The organism is Streptomyces sp. NPDC039480 (assembly GCF_055597165.1).
In genome coordinates, this window is sequence record NZ_JBVITX010000017.1 from 140,006 (window position 1) to 159,686 (window position 19,681).

At 72.8% G+C, this 19,681-nt stretch carries 17 protein-coding genes; 9 read left to right on the forward strand and 8 right to left on the reverse strand.

What is annotated here, in order from left to right; translation table 11 throughout:
• The first annotated feature begins 85 nt into the window (after positions 1-85).
• A complete protein-coding gene (locus ACZ56E_RS37810; RefSeq protein ID WP_468605596.1) occupies positions 86-652 on the forward strand; it encodes a hypothetical protein in 567 nt (188 codons plus the stop codon).
• Here the strand turns inward: ACZ56E_RS37810 and ACZ56E_RS37815 are convergent.
• Positions 633-1,676 carry an O-antigen ligase family protein gene (locus ACZ56E_RS37815; protein WP_471221459.1) on the reverse strand — a complete coding sequence of 348 codons (1,044 nt, stop codon included), beginning with the start codon at positions 1,674-1,676 and terminating at the stop codon, positions 633-635. The two genes, ACZ56E_RS37810 and ACZ56E_RS37815, sit on opposite strands and share 20 nt — an antisense overlap.
• 244 nt (positions 1,677-1,920) lie before the next feature.
• Here ACZ56E_RS37815 and lnt point away from each other — a divergent pair, with 244 nt between their 5' ends.
• The 5 genes from lnt (at position 1,921) to ACZ56E_RS37840 (ending at position 8,645) form a co-directional block, all read left to right on the forward strand.
• Positions 1,921-3,534: an apolipoprotein N-acyltransferase gene (gene lnt / locus ACZ56E_RS37820; protein WP_471221461.1), complete on the forward strand. Its 1,614-nt coding sequence runs from the start codon at positions 1,921-1,923 to the stop codon at positions 3,532-3,534.
• 78 nt (positions 3,535-3,612) lie between these two features.
• Positions 3,613-4,095, forward strand: a complete 483-nt coding sequence (locus ACZ56E_RS37825) for an NUDIX hydrolase (protein WP_468605590.1) — start codon at positions 3,613-3,615, stop codon at positions 4,093-4,095.
• A 77-nt stretch (positions 4,096-4,172) separates the two neighbouring features.
• A complete protein-coding gene (locus tag ACZ56E_RS37830; RefSeq protein WP_471221463.1) occupies positions 4,173-5,342 on the forward strand; it encodes a methyltransferase in 1,170 nt (389 codons plus the stop codon).
• A 253-nt stretch (positions 5,343-5,595) separates the two neighbouring features.
• A complete protein-coding gene (locus ACZ56E_RS37835) occupies positions 5,596-7,986 on the forward strand; it encodes a phosphoketolase family protein (protein WP_471221465.1) in 2,391 nt (796 codons plus the stop codon).
• Entirely contained in the window at positions 7,974-8,645 is a 672-nt protein-coding gene (locus tag ACZ56E_RS37840) for an alpha-ketoglutarate-dependent dioxygenase AlkB family protein (protein WP_471221467.1), read from the forward strand. The genes ACZ56E_RS37835 and ACZ56E_RS37840 overlap by 13 nt, the downstream gene beginning before the upstream one ends.
• Positions 8,646-8,675: 30 nt before the next feature.
• Here ACZ56E_RS37840 and ACZ56E_RS37845 read toward each other — a convergent pair whose 3' ends face one another.
• Entirely contained in the window at positions 8,676-9,173 is a 498-nt protein-coding gene (locus ACZ56E_RS37845) for a methylated-DNA--[protein]-cysteine S-methyltransferase (protein WP_471221469.1), read from the reverse strand.
• Between the two features lie 182 nt (positions 9,174-9,355).
• Between ACZ56E_RS37845 and ACZ56E_RS37850 the strand changes: the two genes are divergently transcribed.
• Positions 9,356-11,377, forward strand: coding sequence for an NADPH-dependent 2,4-dienoyl-CoA reductase (locus ACZ56E_RS37850; protein WP_471221470.1), 2,022 nt, complete (start codon positions 9,356-9,358; stop codon positions 11,375-11,377).
• Positions 11,378-11,443: 66 nt separating this feature from the next.
• A complete protein-coding gene (locus ACZ56E_RS37855) occupies positions 11,444-11,986 on the forward strand; it encodes a PadR family transcriptional regulator (protein ID WP_471221472.1) in 543 nt (180 codons plus the stop codon).
• 19 nt (positions 11,987-12,005) lie between these two features.
• On the opposite strand, the gene ACZ56E_RS37860 is transcribed toward ACZ56E_RS37855, so the two are convergent.
• From ACZ56E_RS37860 to ACZ56E_RS37875, 4 genes are all read right to left on the reverse strand, one after another.
• On the reverse strand, positions 12,006-13,124 hold the full coding sequence (locus ACZ56E_RS37860; RefSeq protein WP_471221475.1) for a Gfo/Idh/MocA family protein: 1,119 nt from the start codon (positions 13,122-13,124) through the stop codon (positions 12,006-12,008).
• Entirely contained in the window at positions 13,121-13,888 is a 768-nt protein-coding gene (locus ACZ56E_RS37865) for a sugar phosphate isomerase/epimerase family protein (RefSeq protein WP_471221477.1), read from the reverse strand. Before ACZ56E_RS37865 ends, ACZ56E_RS37860 begins: the two co-directional genes overlap by 4 nt.
• Positions 13,889-14,052: 164 nt before the next feature.
• Positions 14,053-14,556: a hypothetical protein gene (locus ACZ56E_RS37870; RefSeq protein WP_471221478.1), complete on the reverse strand. Its 504-nt coding sequence runs from the start codon at positions 14,554-14,556 to the stop codon at positions 14,053-14,055.
• A 220-nt stretch (positions 14,557-14,776) separates the two neighbouring features.
• Positions 14,777-15,208 (reverse strand): nuclear transport factor 2 family protein, encoded by a 432-nt coding sequence (locus tag ACZ56E_RS37875; protein ID WP_471221480.1) that lies wholly within the window; start codon positions 15,206-15,208, stop codon positions 14,777-14,779.
• A 102-nt stretch (positions 15,209-15,310) separates the two neighbouring features.
• Here ACZ56E_RS37875 and ACZ56E_RS37880 point away from each other — a divergent pair, with 102 nt between their 5' ends.
• Positions 15,311-15,883: a PadR family transcriptional regulator gene (locus ACZ56E_RS37880; protein ID WP_471221482.1), complete on the forward strand. Its 573-nt coding sequence runs from the start codon at positions 15,311-15,313 to the stop codon at positions 15,881-15,883.
• A 57-nt stretch (positions 15,884-15,940) separates the two neighbouring features.
• Here the strand turns inward: ACZ56E_RS37880 and ACZ56E_RS37885 are convergent, their stop codons facing one another.
• The gene (locus ACZ56E_RS37885; RefSeq protein WP_471221483.1) at positions 15,941-16,936 is read right to left on the reverse strand and encodes a fibronectin type III domain-containing protein; all 996 of its coding nucleotides are present in this window, start codon (positions 16,934-16,936) and stop codon (positions 15,941-15,943) included.
• Positions 16,937-17,337: 401 nt separating this feature from the next.
• On the reverse strand, positions 17,338-19,314 hold the full coding sequence (locus ACZ56E_RS37890; RefSeq protein ID WP_471221485.1) for a BTAD domain-containing putative transcriptional regulator: 1,977 nt from the start codon (positions 19,312-19,314) through the stop codon (positions 17,338-17,340).
• Positions 19,315-19,681: the final 367 nt, after the last annotated feature.

Below are 19,681 nucleotides of genomic sequence, written 5' to 3' on the forward strand. Positions count from 1 at the left end.
CGCCGCGCGGCGGTTTCCGCGTGAACGGTCGGTGACGTTCCGCTACGCGGTGGCTTCGGCGCGGAATCTGAGTAGTCTCGATGGCATGAAGGACCACGCCCCCGACGAGCGCGGCGAGCACGACGAGCGGGCCGCATCCGACAACCCGCACGAGGTCTGGACCGGACGCGCGACCAACCGCGTCCAGTGGCTCCTTGCGTGTGCCGGTGCCGCCTGTCTGGCGCTCGGCATCGAGCTCGCGGTCGGCTCCATGTGGACCTCGGGCATCGCACCTCTGGTCATGTCCGTCGTGGGCTGCATCGCGGTCGGCCTCCTGATGCTCTTCGGGACGCTCGCCTTCGTCCATGTGGCCGTGAAGGTCGACAAGGACTTCCTGGAGGTGCGCTGCGGTCATCTGGGGCTGCCGCGCCGCCTCATCCCGCTCTCCCATGTCGTCGGCGCGGAGTTCGCCCCCGCTGTGACACCCCGGCAGTGGGGCGGCTGGGGCTACCGCTGGCGGCCCGAGAAGGGCACCGCCGTCGTGGTCAGGCGCGGCGAGGGCCTGGTGCTCAGCCTGGGCGACGGCCACAAGTTTACGGTGACGGTGGACAACGCCGAGTCGGCGGTGCGTGCCATCCGGGCCAGGCTGCGGCTCATGGGGAACTCGGGCTGACCGGACGGTCGCCGCGCAACGGGTCCTCGTGCAGGGGCCGGGCCGTCGCGATGCCCGCGAGGAGTCCCGCCCCGGTCGTCACCGTCGTCACGCTCAGCGCGTTGCCCACCGTCGCCACGGCCGTCAGCGCCGTCAGGGCCGCGCCCGCCGAGAGCACGACCTGAGTGGAGCCGGGCGAACGCCACAGCGCGTACAGCAGCCAGCCGAACACCGCCGCCAGCAGCCCCACCCCGACGAAGCCCTGCTCCGAGGCCTGCTGCAGCGGCGCCGAATGCGGCTTGCCGTCCGCCAGGAGATACTCGGCGGCCACCGGACTGACCTCGCCGAACCGGCCGGGGCCCACCCCCATCGCGGGCTCCCGCTCCGCCAGGACCAGCGCGTCCTGCCACAGCAGCACCCGGTGCCGGCCGAGGCCGCTCTCCACCGGCTCCGTCAGACCGCCCGGCAGCGCGTCGTCGGCCACCGCCAGCGAAACGCCGGTGATCAGCACCGACGCGACCGCGAGCCCGGCGATTCCGAGCGCCCTGCCGCGCAGCCGGGCCGCCGCCAGCGAACAGAGCAGCACCACGAGGGCCCCCGCACAGCCGACCGGTGAGCCCAGCGCCGCCGCGGCACCCGCGATCCCCGCCGCGAGCAGCCGCAGCGCGAGGCGTGCCGCCGGAGTCCGGGCCGCCCACGCCGCGCAGCAGGCCGCACCGGCCGAGAGGATCAGCAGCGCGGCCGTGGCACCGGTGTGGCCCAGGGATGAGGACGGGCCGAGCGTGAGACGCGGCGCCGCCACGGCTAGGACCAGCCCCGCGAGCGCGCCCGCGCAGGGCGCGGCGACCGGAAGCAGCGCCCCGGAGATCCGGCCGCCCGCGTAACCCGCGGCCACGGCCAGTACCGCGAGGAGCACACCCTCGGGGCTTCCGCCGTGCACGCCCGCGGTGATCAGCGACCAGGCGGCGCACGCCCCGAGCAGCGCGCCGCCCGTCGCGTCGGACGTGGCAGGGCGCTCCCGCGCCGCCGCCGGACCGGCCGGCATGGCCGTCCCCGTTGACCCCACCCCGTCGCCCCCCGGTATATGACGGGCCCCCGCCGACGCGGGCCGCGCTCGCGGTGACGCGAACGGGCCGGAGGCAGAGGACTCGGCCACACGCTAACGGCTGGCGCCGCACCGCGGGACCGGTTGCGCAGGAACGATACGGCCGGCGGCGCCGCGCGAGGCCCCCCGTCGCCCCGGCCGACCGAGCTGTCGGCGCCCAGGTGACGCGCCGTACACTCCCCGGGTGACCGCCACCACCACCTCCGTAGACGAGCCGGACCAGCTCGATCCGCAGCCCCCGCGGGCCCACCGGGCCGTGCGCGTCCTGCGACGGCTCGTCCCCGCCGCTGTGGCGGCCCTCTCCGGAGTGCTGCTCTACGTCAGCTTCCCGCCCCGCACGCTGTGGTGGCTGGCGCTTCCGGCCTTCGCCGCCCTCGCCTGGTGTCTGCGCGGCCGGACCTGGAAGGCGGGCCTCGGCCTCGGCTACCTCTTCGGCCTCGGCTTCCTGCTGCCGCTCCTCGTGTGGACCGGCGTCGAGGTCGGCCCCGGCCCGTGGCTGGCGCTCGCGGCGGTCGAGGCGGTCTTCGTCGCGCTCGTGGGCGCGGGCATCGCGGCCGTCTCGAGGCTGCCCGCGTATCCGCTCTGGGCGGCCGCCCTGTGGATCGCGGGGGAAGCGGCACGCGCGCGTGTGCCGTTCAACGGATTCCCCTGGGGGAAGGTCGCCTTCGGCCAGGCGGACGGCGTCTTCCTGCCGCTCGCCGCGCTCGGCGGCACCCCCGTGCTCGGGTTCGCGGTCGTCCTGTGCGGGTTCGGTCTCTACGAAGTCGAGCGTCAGGTCGTCGACGTACGCGGCACCCGTGTCGTGCGCAGGGGCGCGGCGGCGGTCGCGGCGCTCAGCGTCCTCGTGCCCGTGGCCGGCGCCTTCGCGGCGCGGGCGCTCGTCAGTGACGAGGCGGAGGACGGCACCGCGACCGTCGCCGCGATCCAGGGCAACGTCCCGCGCGCGGGGCTCGACTTCAACGCGCAGCGCCGCGCCGTCCTCGACCACCACGTGCGCGAGACCGAACGCCTCGCCGCCGAGGTGAAGGCCGGCAAGATCAAGCGTCCCGACCTCGTCCTGTGGCCGGAGAACTCCTCCGACATCGACCCCTTCACCAACCCCGACGCGCGCCTCGCGATCGAGGGCGCGGTCAAGGCCATCGGGGCGCCCGTCTCCGTCGGCGGCGTCGTCGAGAAGAAGGACGGCAGGCTCTACAACGAGCAGATCCTCTGGGACCCGGCGAAGGGTCCCACGGACACCTACGACAAGCGGCAGATCCAGCCCTTCGGCGAGTACATCCCGCTGCGCTCGCTCATCAGCGCCTTCAGCAGCGACGTCGACAAGGTGCGCCAGGACTTCAGCCGCGGCTCGGAGCCCGGCGTCTTCACCATGGCGGGCACGAAGGTGGGCATCGCGACCTGTTACGAGGCGGCGTTCGACTGGGCGGTGCGCGACACCGTCACCCACGGCGCGCAGATCATCTCGGTGCCCAGCAACAACGCCACCTTCGACCGCAGCGAGATGACCTACCAGCAGCTCGCGATGTCCCGGATCCGCGCGGTCGAGCACAGCCGCGCCGTCACGGTGCCCGTGACCAGCGGCGTCAGCGCGATGATCATGCCGGACGGCGAAGTGACGGCGAAGACGACGTGGTACACCGCCGATTCACTCGTACAGGAGGTGCCGCTGCGCTCCTCGCGGACCCCCGCCACCCGCCTCGGCGTGCTGCCCGAGGCCGTCCTGGTGCTGCTCGCCGCGGGCGGGCTCGGCTGGGCCGTGACCTCGGCGGCGCGGACCCGGCGCACCGGAGCGGAGTAGGTCCCGGCCTCAGCGCACCGGAGCGGAGCAGCCCCGTCCTCGGCGGGGACGCCGGTGCCGCGCCATTAGGGTCGGACCATGGCTACTCCTGATTTCATCCGCACCATCCGGGCCGCCGCCGGCCAGCAGCTGCTCTGGCTCCCCGGGGTCACCGCCGTCGTCTTCGACGACGAGGGCCGGGTGCTGCTCGGGCGGCGCTCCGACAACGGCAGGTGGGCGGTGATCGGCGGCATCCCCGACCCGGGTGAGCAGCCCGCGGAGTGCGCGGTGCGCGAGGTGTACGAGGAGACGGCCGTGCACTGCGTGCCCGAGCGCGTGGTCATGGTGCAGGCCCTCCGGCCGGTCACCTACGACAACGGCGACACCTGCCAGTACATGGACATCACCCTGCGCTGCCGTGCCGTCGGCGGCGAGGCGCGCGTCAACGACGACGAGTCGCTGGAAGTGGCGTGGTTCGACGTGGACGCGCTGCCCCCGCTGAACGAGTTCGCGCTGTCCCGGATCAAGTACGCGATGGCCGACGGCCCCACCTGGTTCGAACAGGCCCCGGCGGGCCAGTGAGAGTCCGTGCCCGCGCCGGGTGCGGCCCGCGGGCTGCGCCACGGCCGCTGGGGGCCCTCCGTTAGCCTGAGGGCACGATGAACCGTTTGAGCACGTCATGGGGCGCGTACGACCTCACCCGCTTCCCGGAGGACCCCCGCGACCAGCTGCGCGCCTGGTCGGCGGCCGACGCCTATCTGCTGCGGCACCTGGCGGGCGAGGAGGGGACGGCGGCCGTCGACCTCTCCGGGACCGTGGCCGTCGTCGGCGACCGATGGGGCGCGCTGACCACCGCGCTCGCGGGGCACGCGCGCGTGCCGGTGCAGATCACCGACTCCTTCCTCGCCCAGCAGGCCACCCGGGCCAACCTGGCACGGGCCGGACACCCGCCGGACGCGGCACGGCTCCTGACGACCAGGGACACTCCGCCCGCCCGCGTCGACGTACTCCTGGTCCGCGTACCGAAGAGCCTCGCGCTCCTCGAGGACCAGCTGCACCGGCTCGCGCCCGCCCTGCACGACGGCACGGTCGTCGTCGGCACCGGCATGGTCACCGAGATCCACACGTCGACGCTGGAGCTCTTCGAACGGATCATCGGCCCGACCAGGACGTCGCTGGCCCGGCAGAAGGCACGCCTCATCTTCAGCACCCCCGGCCAGGGGCAGGCGTCGGGAGACAGCCCCTGGCCCCGCAGTTACGTGCTGCCCGCCGACTCCGGCGCCGGCGCGGGCCTGACCGTCGTCAACCACGCGGGCATCTTCTGCGCCGACCGGCTCGACATCGGCACCCGCTTCTTCCTCAAGCATCTGCCGCGCGCCCGCGGCACGGCCCACGTGGTGGACCTCGGCTGCGGCAACGGCGTGCTCGGCACCGCCGCCTCCGTCGCGGACCCCGACGCCACGGTCACCTTCATCGACGAGTCGTTCCAGGCCGTCGCCTCCGCCGAGGCCACCTTCCGCGCCAACGCCGCCGACGACGCGAAGGCGCACTTCGTGGCGGGCGACGCCCTCACCGCCGTACCGCCGGGAACCGTGGACCTCGTCCTCAACAACCCGCCCTTCCACAGCCACCAGGCGACCACCGACGCGACCGCCCGCCGCATGTTCACCGGCGCCCGCGCCGCGCTGCGCCCCGGCGGCGAACTGTGGGTCATCGGCAACCGCCACCTCGGCTACCACGTACGCCTCCGCAAGCTCTTCGGCAACGCGGAGGTCGTGGCGAGCGACCCGAAGTTCGTCCTGCTGCGGGCGGTCAAAGGCGATCGGTGACGGGCGGTCGGTGACGGGCAGGCGGTGAAGGGCAGGCGGTGAAGGCGGGGGCGCCACCGGGCGGGCCGGTCAGCCACGCCGTGCTCCGCCGCGCGGCCCGCCCGGTGGCGGTCACCCCGCACGGCTGATGTGCTGGACGCGGAGTCAGCCGCCCCGTACGGCCGACCCGCCGTACGAAAGCACCGACGACAGCGTCCCGCACGACTGACCCGCCACTCACGTGGAACCCGATCGGCACGCCTGACCCAGCCGTATGCCCCGAATCTCGCGAGGAGGACCCGTGGCACCCGTGGCGAAGGACCACCTGGCGGCGCTCGACGCCCACTGGCGCGCCGCCAACTACCTGGCCGTCGGCCAGATCTATCTGATGAGCAACCCCCTGCTGACCGAGCCGCTGCGGCCCGAGCACATCAAGCCGCGCCTGCTGGGCCACTGGGGCACGTCGCCCGGCCTCAACTTCGTCCACACCCACCTCAACCGCGTCATCCAGGAGCGGGATCTGGACGCCCTGTGCGTGTGGGGGCCGGGCCACGGCGGTCCCGCCGTGCTCGCCAACTCCTGGCTGGAGGGCTCGTACAGCGAGGTCTATCCCGATGTCTCGCGGGACGCGGAGGGCATGGCGAAGCTGTTCCGCCAGTTCTCGTTCCCCGGGGGTGTGCCGAGCCACGTGGCGCCCGAGACGCCCGGTTCGATCCACGAGGGCGGTGAGCTCGGCTACTCGCTCGCGCACGCCTACGGAGCCGCCCTCGACAACCCGGACCTGCTGGTCGCCTGCGTGATCGGTGACGGCGAGGCCGAGACCGGGCCGCTGGCCGCCTCCTGGCACTGCAACAAGTTCCACGACCCGGCGCACGACGGCGCGGTCCTGCCGATCCTCCACCTCAACGGCTACAAGATCGCCAACCCGACCGTGCTCGCGCGCCTCCCCGAGGCCGAACTCGACGCGCTCCTCAAGGGCTACGGCCACGAGCCGCTGTACGTCGCCGGTGACGACCCGCGCAAGGTCCACCAGGCGATGGCCAAGGCCATGGACCAGGCGCTCGACCGCATCGCCGCGGTCCAGCGGGCCGCCCGCGGCGGCGGGGGAGTGCAGGGCCGCCCGCGGTGGCCGGTGATCGTGCTGCGCACGCCCAAGGGCTGGACGGGTCCTGAGGCCGTCGACGGGGAGCCCGTCGAGAACACCTGGCGCGCGCACCAGGTGCCGCTCTCCGGGGTCCGCGAGAACCCGGACCACCTGCGGCAGTTGGAGAAGTGGCTGAAGTCCTACCGCCCGCAGGAGCTCTTCGACGCGGACGGCCGCCCCACCGAGCAGGTCCTGGCCTGCGTCCCCGGGGGCGAGCGCCGCCTCGGTGCCACCCCGCACGCCAACGGCGGCCGCCTGACCCGCAGGCTGCCCGTCCCGCCCCTGGAGAAGTTCGCCGTCCCCGTGGACAAGCCCGGCACGACCCTGCACGAGCCGACCCGGATCACCGGCAAACTGCTCGCGCAGGTCATGGCGGACACCGCGGGTCGCCGCGACTTCCGCGTCGTGGGCCCGGACGAGACCGAGTCCAACCGGCTCGGCGCGCTCTACGACGCCACGGGCAAGGCCTGGCAGGCCCGGATCCTCGACACGGACGAGCACCTGGCCCGCGACGGCCGCGTCATGGAAGTCCTCTCCGAACACCTCTGCCAGGGCTGGCTCGAGGGTTACACCCTCACCGGCCGCCACGGCCTGTTCTCCTGCTACGAAGCGTTCGTCCACATCGTCGACTCGATGGTCAACCAGCACATCAAGTGGCTGAAGACCTCCCGCACCCTGCCCTGGCGCGCGCCCGTGCCGTCCCTGAACTACCTGCTGACCTCGCACGTGTGGCGGCAGGACCACAACGGCTTCTCGCACCAGGACCCCGGCTTCGTGGACCACGTGCTCAACAAGAGCCCCCACGTCGTACGCGTCTACCTCCCGCCGGACGCCAACACCCTGCTCTCCGTGACCGAGCACGTGCTGCACAGCCGGGACTACGTCAACGTCGTCGTCGCGGGCAAGCAGCCCTGCTTCGACTGGCTCTCCCTCGACGAGGCCCGCGCCCACTGCGCGCGCGGGGCGGGCGTCTGGGAGTGGGCAGGGACGGACGACGGCTCGCGGGAACCCGACGTGGTGCTCGCCTGCGCGGGTGACGTGCCCACCCAGGAAGTCCTCGCCGCCGCGGCGCTGCTGCGCGAGTACCTGCCGGAGCTCACCCTGCGCGTCGTCAACGTCGTCGACATCGCCCGGCTGATGCCCCGCGAGGAGCACCCGCACGGCATGGCCGACTCCGAGTACGACGCGCTCTTCACCCGCGACAAGCCGGTGATCTTCGCCTATCACGGCTACCCGTGGCTCATCCACCGCCTCGCCTACCGCCGCACCGGCCACGAGCACCTGCACGTGCGCGGCTACACGGAGGCGGGCACGACCACCACGCCCTTCGACATGGTCGTCCGCAACAACCTCGACCGGTACCGCCTCGTCATGGACGTCATCGACCGCGTCCCGGGCCTGGCCGTGCGGGCCACGGCCGTACGTCAGGCGATGGCCGACGTCCGCACCCGGCACGACGCCTGGATCCGCGAGCACGGCACGGACCTGCCCGAGGTCGCCGACTGGACGTGGCCCTACTGAACGACGTGGCGAACTACGAACTGTTCCCCCGGAGCCGCACCGTCCTCGGCCCGGGGGCGGTGCACCTGCCGGACTGGCTGGCGCCGGAGGAACAGCTGCGTCTGGTGGCGGCCTGCCGGGCGTGGGCGGCGCCGCCCGCCGGGCTGCGGCAGGTCAGGACGCCCGGCGGCGGCGCGATGACGGCGCGGCAGTTCTGTCTGGGCTGGCACTGGTATCCGTACGGGTACGCGCGGACCGTGGTCGACGGGGACGGCGCCCCCGTGAAGCCGATGCCGCCGTGGCTCGCCGAGCTGGGCCGCCGGGCGGCCGAAGCGGCCGGTCACGCCGTCGAGGAGACGTACGACATCGCCCTCGTCAACTTCTACGACGCCGACGCGCGCATGGGCATGCACCGCGACGCCGACGAGAAGTCCGGCGCACCCGTGGTGTCACTCAGCCTCGGTGACACGGGCGTCTTCCGCTTCGGCAACACGGAGACACGCACCAAGCCGTACACGGACGTCGAGCTGCGCAGCGGCGACCTGGTCGTCTTCGGCGGCGCCTCCCGCCTCGCCCACCACGGGGTGCCGCGGGTCATCCCCGGCACCGCGCCGCCGGAGCTGGGGCTGACCGGGCGGCTGAACATCACGCTGCGCGTCAGCGGCTTCAGCGACGGGTGATGACCGGCGGGGGCGTCCGTGCGGTGGCGGTCAGGCCGCCTCCAGGTCGAGGAGCCGCCGCTTGCGGTCGAGGCCCGCGGCGTAACCGGTGAGGGAGCCGTCGGCGCCGATCACGCGGTGGCAGGGGCGCACGATCAGGAGCGGGTTGCGTCCGATGGCGGTGCCGAGGGCGCGGACGGCGGCGCGGGAGAGGCCGAGCTGCTCGGCGAGCCGCCCGTACGTGGTCGTGGTGCCGTAGGGGACCGTGTCCAGCGCTGTCCACACCTTGCGCTGGAATTCGGTGCCCGCCCCGGCGGCGTACTCGATGTCGAAGTGGGTCAGGCTCCCGGCGAAGTACGAGCGCAGCTGCGCGGTGATCACGTCGAAGGCCGCGTCGTCGCGCACCCAGCCGTCCAGGACGACGGCGCCGCCCTTCTGGCCCGGCATGGACAGCGAGGCCAGCGCGGTGCCGCCCTTGGCGGTGGCCGACTCCTCTCCCACCAGCAGCAGCTCGCCCAGCGGACTGTCGATCGTCGTGTGGACGGTCATCGGACTCTCCTCAAGCGTTCGGGTGCTGCCTCCAGTCTGAGGCGTGCGCGACGGCGCGGCTGGCGGGATTCGGACATCGCGTCGGCCGCGGCGGTCCCCTCCGACGAGGTTATGCAACTAGTTGCACAATGCCCGCGCCTGGTCTACAACTGTCCTGTAGACACCGCGTACGGAGGGGCCGCATGAGCCGTTACCCGAACCTGCTGAACCCGCTCGACCTGGGCTTCACCACCCTGCCCAACCGGGTCCTGATGGGCTCCATGCACGTGGGCCTCGAAGAGGCGCCCAACGGCTTCGAGCGGATGGCGGAGTTCTACGCGACCCGTGCGCGCGGTGGCGTCGGCCTCATCGTCACCGGCGGCATCGCCCCGAACGAGCTCGGCAGGCCCTGGGACGGCGGTGCCAAGCTCACCACCGAGGCGGAGGCGAAGGAGCACGCGGCGATCACCGCCGCCGTGCACGCCGAGGGCGGCAAGATCGCGATGCAGATCCTCCACTTCGGCCGGTACGCCTACCACGACAAGCTCGTCGCACCCAGCGCCATCCAGGCGCCCATCAGCCCCTTCGTGCCCCGCGAGCTCACCGACGACGAGGTCGAGCAGACCGTCGAGGACTTCGTGCGCGCCGCCGAACTCGCCAAGCTCGCGGGCTACGACGGCGTCGAGGTCATGGGCTCCGAGGGCTACCTGATCAACGAGTTCATCGCCGCCCCCACCAACCAGCGCACCGACCGCTGGGGCGGCTCCTACGAGAACCGCATCCGCTTCCCCGTCGAGATCGTCCGCCGCACCCGCGAACGCGTCGGCGCCGACTTCATCATCATCTACCGCCTCTCCATGCTGGACCTCGTGCCCGGCGGCTCGACCCTCGAAGAGGTCGTCCACCTCGCCAAGGAGATCGAGGCCGCGGGCGCCACGATCATCAACACCGGCATCGGCTGGCACGAGGCACGCATCCCCACCATCGCGACGTCGGTGCCGCGCGGCGCGTACAGCTTCGTCACGAAGAAGCTCATGGGCGAGGTCTCCGTGCCGCTCGTGACCGTCAACCGCATCAACACCCCCGAGATAGCCGAGCAGTTGCTCGCCGAAGGCGCCGCCGACATGGTGTCGCTGGCCCGCCCGCTGCTCGCCGACCCGGACTTCGTCAACAAGGCGAGGGCCGAGCGGCCCGAGGCCATCAACACCTGCATCGGCTGCAACCAGGCCTGCCTCGACCACACCTTCAACCTCCAGATCACCTCCTGCCTGGTGAACCCGCGCGCCTGCCACGAGACCGAGCTCGTGCTCTCGCCCACCCGCACCAAGAAGCGCATCGCCGTCGTCGGCGCGGGCCCCGCAGGACTCGCGTTCGCCGTCTCCGCCGCCGAACGCGGCCACGACGTCACGCTGTACGACGCGGCAGCCGAGGTCGGCGGCCAGCTCAACGTCGCCCGCAAGGTCCCCGGCAAGGAGGAGTTCGACGAGACCCTGCGCTACTTCCGCACCCAGCTCGACCTGCGCGGCGTCGACGTCCGGCTGAACACCGTCGTCACCGCGGACGGGCTCGCCGAGGAGGCGTACGACGAAGTGGTCGTCGCCGCCGGCGTCACCCCCCGCATCCCGGAGATCCCCGGCATCGACCACCCCAGCGTCGTCGGCTACCTCGACGTGCTGCGCGACGAAGCGCCCGTGGGGGAGCGGGTCGCGATCATCGGCGCGGGCGGCATCGGCTTCGACGTCGCCGAGTTCCTCACCGACGGTGGCGAGAAGGCGAGCCTGGACCCGGCGACGTACTTCCGGCAGTGGGGCGTCGACATGGACTTCCGCGAGCGCGGCGGTCTGACGAAGCCCGAGCGGCCGACGCCGCCGCGCACCGTCCATCTGCTGCAGCGCAAGGCGTCCAAGGTCGGCAAGGGCCTCGGCAAGACCACCGGCTGGATCCACCGCACCGAACTGCGCCACCGCGGCGTCGCGATGGTGGCGGGCGCCAGCTACGACCTGATCGACGACGCGGGCCTGCACATCACCGTCGACGGACAGTCGTCCGTGATCCCCGTCGACACGGTCGTGCTCTGCTCCGGGCAGGAGCCGCGCCGCGACCTGTACGAGGAGCTCGTCGCGGCCGGCGTCGCGGCACACCTCATCGGGGGCGCGGATGTCGCGGCCGAGCTGGACGCCAAGCGCGCCATCAAGCAGGGCACGGAGCTGGCCGCCGCGCTCTGAGAGCCCGTGCCATGACCCCGCGCCCGGCGCGGCCCGTCCCCAGGATCGCCTCCCTAGGATTGCCCCATGTCACTCCCGCACGCGATCCTCACCGCCCTCCTGGAGAAGCCGTCGTCGGGCCTCGAACTGACCCGCAGGTTCGACAAGTCGATCGGCTACTTCTGGTCGGCCACGCACCAGCAGATCTACCGCGAGCTGGGCAGGCTGGAGCGCGAGGGCGCCATCCGCGCGCTCCCGCGGCAGGGGGCGACGCGGGGGCAGAAGAAGGAGTACGAGGTCCTGCCGGCGGGCCGCGCCGAACTGGCCCGCTGGACGGCCGCGAGCCAGGACCCCAAGCCGCTCCGAGACACCCTCCTGCTGCGCCTGCGCGCCGCGGCGGTCGTCGGCCCGGCGGGCATCACGGGCGTACAGGACGACCTGCACCACCATCTCGACCTGCACCGGCGGCAGTTGGCCGAGTACGAGGAGATCGAGCGGCGCGACTTTCCGCCGGGAAAGGACGCCGTCGAGGACCGGCTGCGCCACGCGGTGCTGCGGGCGGGCATCGACCTGGAGACGTTCTGGACACAGTGGCTCACGCGCACCATCGAGGAGCTGGAGGCGCCGTAGGGGCTCCCGACGCAGCCCCCTAGCCGAGCGTGGCCTCCCGGGGGTCCCAGTCCACGGGCAGCGGCTGCGGCGGCACGACCTGTGTGGCCAGCGAGGCGAACCGCTCGTGCTCGGCGGAGTCCGCGATCGCCGTCATCGTCTGCAGGACGTGCAGCGCGAGCGCGCCGGACGCCCGGTGCGCGGTGCCGTGCCGCAGGGCGCGCGCCATGTCGACCACACCGAGGCCCCGCCCGTCGGTCCGCCCCCGCACGGGCAGTTCGCGCCACTCGTCGGAGCCGTTGGGCAGCAGCTTCAGCGGACCGCCGAACGTGTTCGGGTCGGGCACCGCGAGGGTCCCCTCGGTCCCGGTGACCTCGAACCGGATCCGGGGCAGCGCGGAGTCGAAGCTGAACGTCGAGGCGGCCCGCACCCCGGAGGCGAACCGGAGGAGCGACGACACATGCGTCGGTACGTCGACGGGGAACGCCTGACCCGCCTTCGGCCCCGACCCGACGACGCGCTCCACGCGCGCGCGTGCCGCCGTCGCCGCCACCTGCTCCACGCCGCCGAACAGGGCGACGAGCGCGGTCAGGTAGTACGGCCCCAGGTCGAAGAGCGGTCCCGCGCCGGGCTGGTAGAAGAACGCCGGATCGGGGTGCCAGCCCTCGGGACCCAGGCTCTGCGTCACGGTCGTCGCCGCCACGGGTGCGCCGATGTGCCCGGCCGCCACGGCCCGCAGCGCCGACTGGAGCCCCGCGCCGAGGAACGTGTCCGGCGCGTTGCCCACGAGCAGCCCCCGCTCCGACGCCTCGGCGAGCAGCTTCTCCGCCTCGCCAGGGGCGAGCGTGATGGGTTTCTCGCCATAGACGTGCTTCCCGGCGCGCAGGGCCGCCGTCGCCACCTGCGCGTGCGCGACGGGAACGGTGAGATTGACGACGAGCTCGACCTCGGACAGCGCGAGCACCGTCCCGACGCCGCCCGACACGGGTATGCCGTGGGTGACGGCCGCGGCGGCCGCCCGCTCCTCGTCGAGATCGGCGACGGCCACGACCCGGACGTCCGGGAACCCGCTCAACGTACGCAGATACTCGGCGCTGATGACGCCCGCGCCGACGACGGCGACGCCGACCGGGCCCGAGCCGACGGGGGCGGGAGTCACAGCGCCTCCAGGGCGGTGAGGTAGGCGTGGCTGGCCGCGAGCTCGTCGAAGAGGGCGTCCGCGCCGCCCGCGCAGGAGTCGAACTCGACGATCCGCCAGGCGTCCGGCGCGGCGGCGAGGATCTCCGGCACCGGCATGGTGCCACTGCCCACCGCCACGTTCGGGTCCTCCCGGGTGCCGGGGCCGTCCTTGAGGTGCAGGGCCCGCACCCGGTCGCCGAGGCGGCGCAGCAGACCCGGGACGTCGGCGCCGCCGACCGCCGCCCAGTAGGTGTCGATCTCCAGGAAGACGTCCGCGTCGAGCAGCCCGGCGAGCACGTCGACGGCGTGCGGGGCTTCGGCGTCGTCACCGCCGAAGCGGGGCTCGATCTCCCACCAGTGGTTGTGGTAGCCGATGCGTACACCGTGCTGACGGGCCAGCGTGGCAAGGGAGTTGAGGCGGTCGGCGGTGCGCGCGAGCCCGTCGCGGGAGGCGAACTCCTCGGGCGGGATGCCCGCGGGAACGATCGCGACATCCGTCCCGAGCGTCCGCACCGCGTCGAGGACGTGCTTCGGCTCCGGGCCGAGCAGCTGCACGGCGTGCGTGCCGGACACGGTGAGGCCGAGGTCCTCGACGACGCGGCGCAGCCCCTTGGGGTCGCCGAGCACGTCGTACGCCTCCACCGCGCCGAACCCCAGACCGGCGAGGCGGCGCAGCGTCCCCTCCCGGTCGGCGACGAGCTGGTCGCGCACGGTGTAGAGCTGAACGCTGAGCGGTCGTGGCATGAACGCGCCCTCCCCTGTCGGCTGGGAGGACGGTAAGGCGGTTCGGTGGGGTCGGCAAGGGTGCCTCGGCGTGCGTCGGCAGGCGTGCCCTCGGCGTGCGACCGCCGCCCACCCGGAGTGTGCCGGATGGGCGGCGGTCGTCGGTGCCGTGCCGTGGCCCTCGGTCAGAGGCGCCCCGCGGCTGCGCGGCGGCGCAGGTACCAGACGCCGCCGCCCGCGGCCACGGCCACCAGGGCCCCGCCGATGACGAGCGTGATCGTGCCCCGGTCCTCGGAACCGCCCCCGAGTCCTCCGCGGACGCCCCGCGCGGGCGTGGTCGTCGAGGAGGCCGTCGGCGTGGTGCCGACGGTGACGGTCCGAGGTCCGACCTGCGTGCCGTCCTTGCAGGAGACGAGCACGGTGTAGGAACCGGCGCTGACGTTCCGCCAGGAAGCGCTGCCGTTCACCAGCGCCACCTGCTGACCGCCGGCGAAGCTGGCGTTGGCGGCGCCCATGAGCGAGGCCGTACCGCCGTCGGGACACGCGGCGGTGGTGGCCCGCACCGTGGAGCCGGTGGCGGTGACGGTGAGATCGTCGGCCGCGGACGCCGAAGGAGCACCCATGATCAGCGGCAACGCGGCGGCGGCGACGGTCAGGCCGGTACGGACACATATCTGAGTAGTACGCATGAGTCTGCCCTCCGGTGACACGGGAGGCGGTACAACCCATGCGCCGCCGAGAGTCGGGGAACGCCCGTGCTACCTGACGAAGAGCCAACGTGCCGCGAGCGGCCACCGCATGCGGACGGCCGCCGGGCAGGTGACGGAATCCTTCATCCGGCGCAGGGGGGCCGGCGCAGGCGTGTCCGGCAGCGGTGTCGAGCGGAGCCAGCGGTGTCGAGCGGAGGTGTCAGCGGGGGGCGGGCACGAGACCGTCCGCGACGAGCCCCTCGTACACCGCCTGCCCCAGCGCCTGCACCGCGGACTGCGGTCGCACCATCACGGTGAACTCCTTGATCCGCCCCTCCTCGTCGAAGTGCAGCAGGTCGATGCCGTGGATCTCCTTCCCGTTCACGGTGGTGCGGAAGAGCAGCACGTCCGACTCCGCCTCGCCGCCGTCGGAGCTGGTCCGCGCCTCGCCCGAGTACGCGCCGACGTACCGGAAGTCCTCGAAGGTCCGCAGCAGCACGCCGAAGAGCCCGAGCACCATGGGGCGGCCCTCGAAGGGCGTGAACTTCACCGGGCTGTAGAAGCGGATGTCCGGTGTGAACAGCTCCTCCAGGCCGTCGAGATCGCGCTGCTCGACGAGGGCACGGAAGCGTGCGGCGGTGGGATGAGTCATGGTTCCTCCCTAGGTAGCCAGGTGCATAGTCATCATTCTGACTAGTCAGAATGATGACTATGATGGGGTGAAGGGCGGCTGAGGGGAAGGGGATACCGGACGATGGCTCTGCGACACGCGGTGCTCGCGGCACTGCTGGACGGCGAGTACAGCGGATACCAGCTGGCCAAGGGCTTCGACATCGGCGTGGCCAACTTCTGGCACGCGCTGCCCCAGCAGCTCTACGCCGAGCTGGCCAAGCTGGAGACAGAGGGCCTGGTCGCAGGGCGGGAGGTCGTCCAGGAGGGCCGCCCCAACAAGCGGCTGTTCAAGGTCACCGACGAAGGCCTCGCCGAGATGGAGCGGTTCGCCGCGCGGGCCGCGAAGCCGTCCTTCATCCGCGACGACCTGCTGGTCAAGGTGCAGGCCGTCGACGGCGTGACCGCCGCGCCGGTGATCGAGCAGCTCTCGGAGCGGGCGGCGGTCGCCGACGCGAAGATCGAGGTCCTGGAGAAGCTGCTCGTACGACTGCGGGGCGGCGCGGACGAGGACGAGTTCCTGCGCACCGGCGAGCGCGTCGGCCCCTATCTGACCTGCCTGCGCGGACTCGCCTTCGAGCGCGAGTCCCGCGACTGGTGCCGGCGCGCGGCGGCGCTGCTGAGCGAGCGGGAGGCCGCCGCGCGCGGGCGGGGTTGAGCCTCGGGGCGGTTGGGGCGTGCTGTCTCTTCCCGCATGAGTCGGTCCGCGGGCGGCTCAGCCGGTGGTGACCGTCCGTTCGGGGGAGTAGCCGCCCCACGTCCCGTCCGGCAGCTTGGGCCGGACCCGCACCCGGTGCCGCTCCCCGGCCTCCCTGCCGATGTAGAAGCTGTGCTCGGCCTTGTCGCGCGGCGCGGTGCCGCCGAAGACGAGCGAGGTGGCGGTGCGGCCGTCCAGCTGGATCTGGTACTCCGTCACGGCGCCGCCGGTGCGCGGCGGTGTCCACGACAGGTCGATGTAGTACGCCCCGTCGGCGCGGTGGGTGTCCGCGCGGAAGCCGGTGGGCGCGGTGCCGCGCCCCGAGCCCTTGCCCGCCGCGGTGGTGACGCGGACCTGGGGGCTCGCGGGCGAGAAGTTGTCGGCGGCGTCGCGTGCCTTGACGGTGAAGGTGTAGTCGGTGCCGGGCCGCAACCCGGTGACGAGCGTCGCGGTCTGGCCCCCGCCCACACTGTGGATCTTCGTGCCGCCCTGGAAGATCTCGTACGAGGCCACCTTCTTGTTGTCCGACGACTTGCCCCAGGAGAGCATCACGGCCCGGCTCCCCTCGGCCTCGCCCGTCAGGCGCCCGGGCCTGCTCGGGGGCTTGTGGTCGGCGGCGGCCGCGGCGGGCATCGTGACGGAGAGCTCCTTGCTCTCCTCGCTGACGTTCCCCTCGGCGTCGCGGGCCCGGACGGTGAAGGTGTACGTGGCGGACGGCCGCAGCCCGACGACGTCCACCATGTGCTCCCGGCCAGGCACCTCCTTGACCTTCTTGCTCCCCCGGTACACCTCGTACCCGGTGACTTCGGTGTCGTCGGTGGCCTGGTTCCACATGACGTGGGCGGTGGTGGCGCTGCCCGCCTGCACGGTGAGGCCGCGGGGGGCCGCCGGCGGCCTGGTGTCGGTGTCCTTGGTGTCACCACCGCCCCACGCGCAGCCGCTCAGCGTGGCCGCGGCCGCGGCCGTCACCGTCAGCAGGGCCAGAGGGGCGGACAGGCGGGGGATCCGTCGCACGGTGCTGCCTTCCACTCGACGGCATAGGTCCGGACCAATAGGCCCGGACCTATTTGACACAGCTGACGAGGGCACATCAAGGGCTGGGGTGTGGGCAGTCGGGATGTGATCGCCGGGACGGGTGGGCAGCGGCGCACAAACCGGGATATCCGGCCACGAACGGGGCGTCCACCAGCCGTGTCCTGTCCGGGAGTTCGTCACCGGCGATCAGCGCCTGGAACGGTCGGGACTGTCGTCGTGTCCGCGAGCTGCGACCAGGCCGTCTTCCTGGCGGCCGGCCTGCCCACGCCTCCGCGGGGAAAACTTGCCAACTGTGGTTCGAATGAGGGCGACACCTTGCGGGCGACGCTGCCGCGGACCGGACCCAACCGTCCCGTGCCTGCCGCCCGCAACCAACCCCCCTAATGGGGACGGGCAAGACGCCGAGGCGGGCGGCGCTTCCCGGGGGTCAGTTCCTGGCGCACTATGTCGCGTACGAGCGGATGGACGAACTCGACCCGCCGCGGGGTCCTTTCGTCGAGCAGCAGCAGGCCGCCGCGGATCGCTCGGCGGGTGGCTTCCGGTGGCACGCGTGTGCCGGACGCCGCGTCTGTCTGCGCCGGCGCGGCACCGCGGTCGCCGTCCAGGTCGGGGGCGGCGCATGCGATGAGTGCCGCGAGGACGTCCGCAGGAAGGTCGGAAAGCCGTTCCATGATCACCTCGCGGAGCACGGCGGGCACCAGTGTCCTCACCTCCTCGGCCGTGGCCCCGTCCGGAAGCGCTTCCATCAGGCCGAGCAGGAAGTAGGGGTTGCCACCGGAGCGTTCGTGGAGCGCGGCGCAGAGCTCCGGGGGGACGTCGGGGCCGCGCCTGGCGGTGATGATCCGCCGGGTGTCGCGGTGCGGGAGTGCGCGCAGGCGTATCTCCTCCGTATGAAGCAGCTGCAGCACGGCAGCCCGAGCCGCGCGGAAGTCGGGGTCGTCGGCGATGCGGAAGCTGCGCGAGGTGACCACCAGCAGGAGCCGGAATTCGGCTGCCTGCCGGGCGAGAAAGGGCAGGAGGGAGAGCGAGGCGGCGTCGGCCCAGTGGAAGTCCTCGACGACCAGCGCCAGCGGACGGTGCGCCAGCCCCGTCAGGGCCTGGCTCAAGGCGTCGTGGAACTCGAACCGGCCCGCTCCGGTCGGCCGTGGACGCTCCTCCGCGACGAGGTCGGGAACCAGCTCGGGCACGAGCGACGCCAGGACCCGCCGCGTACTGCCGGGCAACGCCGCCACCGGGCCGGGTCGGCCGGCCGCCGCGCGGCGCAGGGCCTGGGACCACGGCCAGTAAGGAGGCGTGTCCTTCCGCTGCGGACAGTGGACGGTGACCACATCGGTACCGCCTTGCCGGCACAGCCGGCCGAACTCCTGCACGAGGCGCGTCTTGCCCCCGCCGGCCTCACCGACCACCAGCAGAGCGTGCCCGCCCTGACGGTGGCGGACCGCCTCCCCGGCCGCCAGCAACCGGCGCAGGTCGTCCCGCCGCCCGATGAACGCCGAAGGGGCACCGTTCGCGCCCCCGCCCGGCATGCCGTGCCGACCGGGCGCCGCGACCGGCCGTGCCGTCGGCGCGCGGCGCTCGGCGGAGCGCGCGACGACGATCGGGCTCACCGTTGTCCTGAGGGTGGCGGCGAGCGACGGATCGTGCCGGAGGATCTCCTCGTGCACCTGGCGCAGCTCCGGGCTGACGTCCGCGCCCAGCTCCTCCGCCAGGTACCGCCGTGTGTGCTCGAACTGCCGCAGCGCGTCCGCCTGTTGGCCGTTCCGGTACAGCGCGCGCATCAGCTGGTGCACCAGCCGTTCACGCATCGGATGGCGGGCCGCCTCGCTCCGCAGGTCGGGCAGGACTTCTGCGCTGCGGTCGAGGGCGAAGGCCGTTTCGGCGCGGGCCTCGACCGCGGTCAGCCGGACCTGGTCGAGTCGCTCCGCCTCGCGGTCCGTGAAGTCGTAGTCGGCGAGGTCCTCGAAGGGCGGGGCGGTCCACAGGCGCAACGCCCGCGACAGCAGGGCGAACGCCTCCAGGGGCTCACCGCCGCGCTGCGCCGCGAGGCCCTGCTCGACGATCTGCTCGAACCGCATGACGTCCACGTGCCGCGGGAGCACGTCGAGGATGTATCCCGGCGAGCGGTAGGCCAACCGCAGCGCAGTCCCGTCGAAGAGCGGCTGAGTGGAGATCAATCCGCGTAAACGGGACACGTACGACTGCAGCGTGGCGACGGCCTGGTCAGGGGGCTCGTCCTGCCAGATGCTGCGGACCATGGACGACGTCGACACGACCTTCCCGGCGTTGATGAGCAGCAGTGCGAGCACGGCACGCCGACGTGGCGGCCCCAGCTCCAGCGGCCCCCCGGGTAACCGCACGGTCAGTCTGCCGAACGCGGAGATCACGGCGGCGGATTCGGCGCCCGTGACAGGTGTCCGGGTCCGCTGCGTCCGCTGCGTCGTTCCATGGCAGAGCTGACCAGCCTCGGCTGACCTTCTCATGCTTGTCCTTCCCCCTGTTGAGCTTCGGCCCCCGTCGGCCCGAAGCACACCCACTCCTCTCATGGGTACGAAGGCTCCGCGCATTTGGTTCAGAGGCCCGCAGCGGAGGCCCGTGAACCGTGGCACGCCGTCGCCCGGCGCCCCCGCCTTGCGGACCGCTTGACGCTCCGCTCGCGTTCGCCGCCAGCCGGGCACAACGGGCGGCTGTGAGACTGCCTGCGATCCAGTGCCCTCAGCGACCAGC

Coding starts and splice junctions, on each gene's coding strand:
- ACZ56E_RS37845 (WP_471221469.1), bottom strand. CDS start 9,173: ATGACCGTCCACACGACGATCGACAGTCCGCTGGGCGAGCTGCTGCTG.
- ACZ56E_RS37825 (WP_468605590.1), top strand. CDS start 3,613: ATGGCTACTCCTGATTTCATCCGCACCATCCGGGCCGCCGCCGGCCAG.
- ACZ56E_RS37835 (WP_471221465.1), top strand. CDS start 5,596: ATGCCCCGAATCTCGCGAGGAGGACCCGTGGCACCCGTGGCGAAGGAC.
- ACZ56E_RS37880 (WP_471221482.1), top strand. CDS start 15,311: ATGGCTCTGCGACACGCGGTGCTCGCGGCACTGCTGGACGGCGAGTAC.
- ACZ56E_RS37855 (WP_471221472.1), top strand. CDS start 11,444: ATGTCACTCCCGCACGCGATCCTCACCGCCCTCCTGGAGAAGCCGTCG.
- ACZ56E_RS37850 (WP_471221470.1), top strand. CDS start 9,356: ATGAGCCGTTACCCGAACCTGCTGAACCCGCTCGACCTGGGCTTCACC.
- ACZ56E_RS37870 (WP_471221478.1), bottom strand. CDS start 14,556: ATGCGTACTACTCAGATATGTGTCCGTACCGGCCTGACCGTCGCCGCC.
- ACZ56E_RS37810 (WP_468605596.1), top strand. CDS start 86: ATGAAGGACCACGCCCCCGACGAGCGCGGCGAGCACGACGAGCGGGCC.
- ACZ56E_RS37875 (WP_471221480.1), bottom strand. CDS start 15,208: ATGACTCATCCCACCGCCGCACGCTTCCGTGCCCTCGTCGAGCAGCGC.
- ACZ56E_RS37830 (WP_471221463.1), top strand. CDS start 4,173: ATGAACCGTTTGAGCACGTCATGGGGCGCGTACGACCTCACCCGCTTC.
- ACZ56E_RS37815 (WP_471221459.1), bottom strand. CDS start 1,676: ATGCCGGCCGGTCCGGCGGCGGCGCGGGAGCGCCCTGCCACGTCCGAC.
- ACZ56E_RS37865 (WP_471221477.1), bottom strand. CDS start 13,888: ATGCCACGACCGCTCAGCGTTCAGCTCTACACCGTGCGCGACCAGCTC.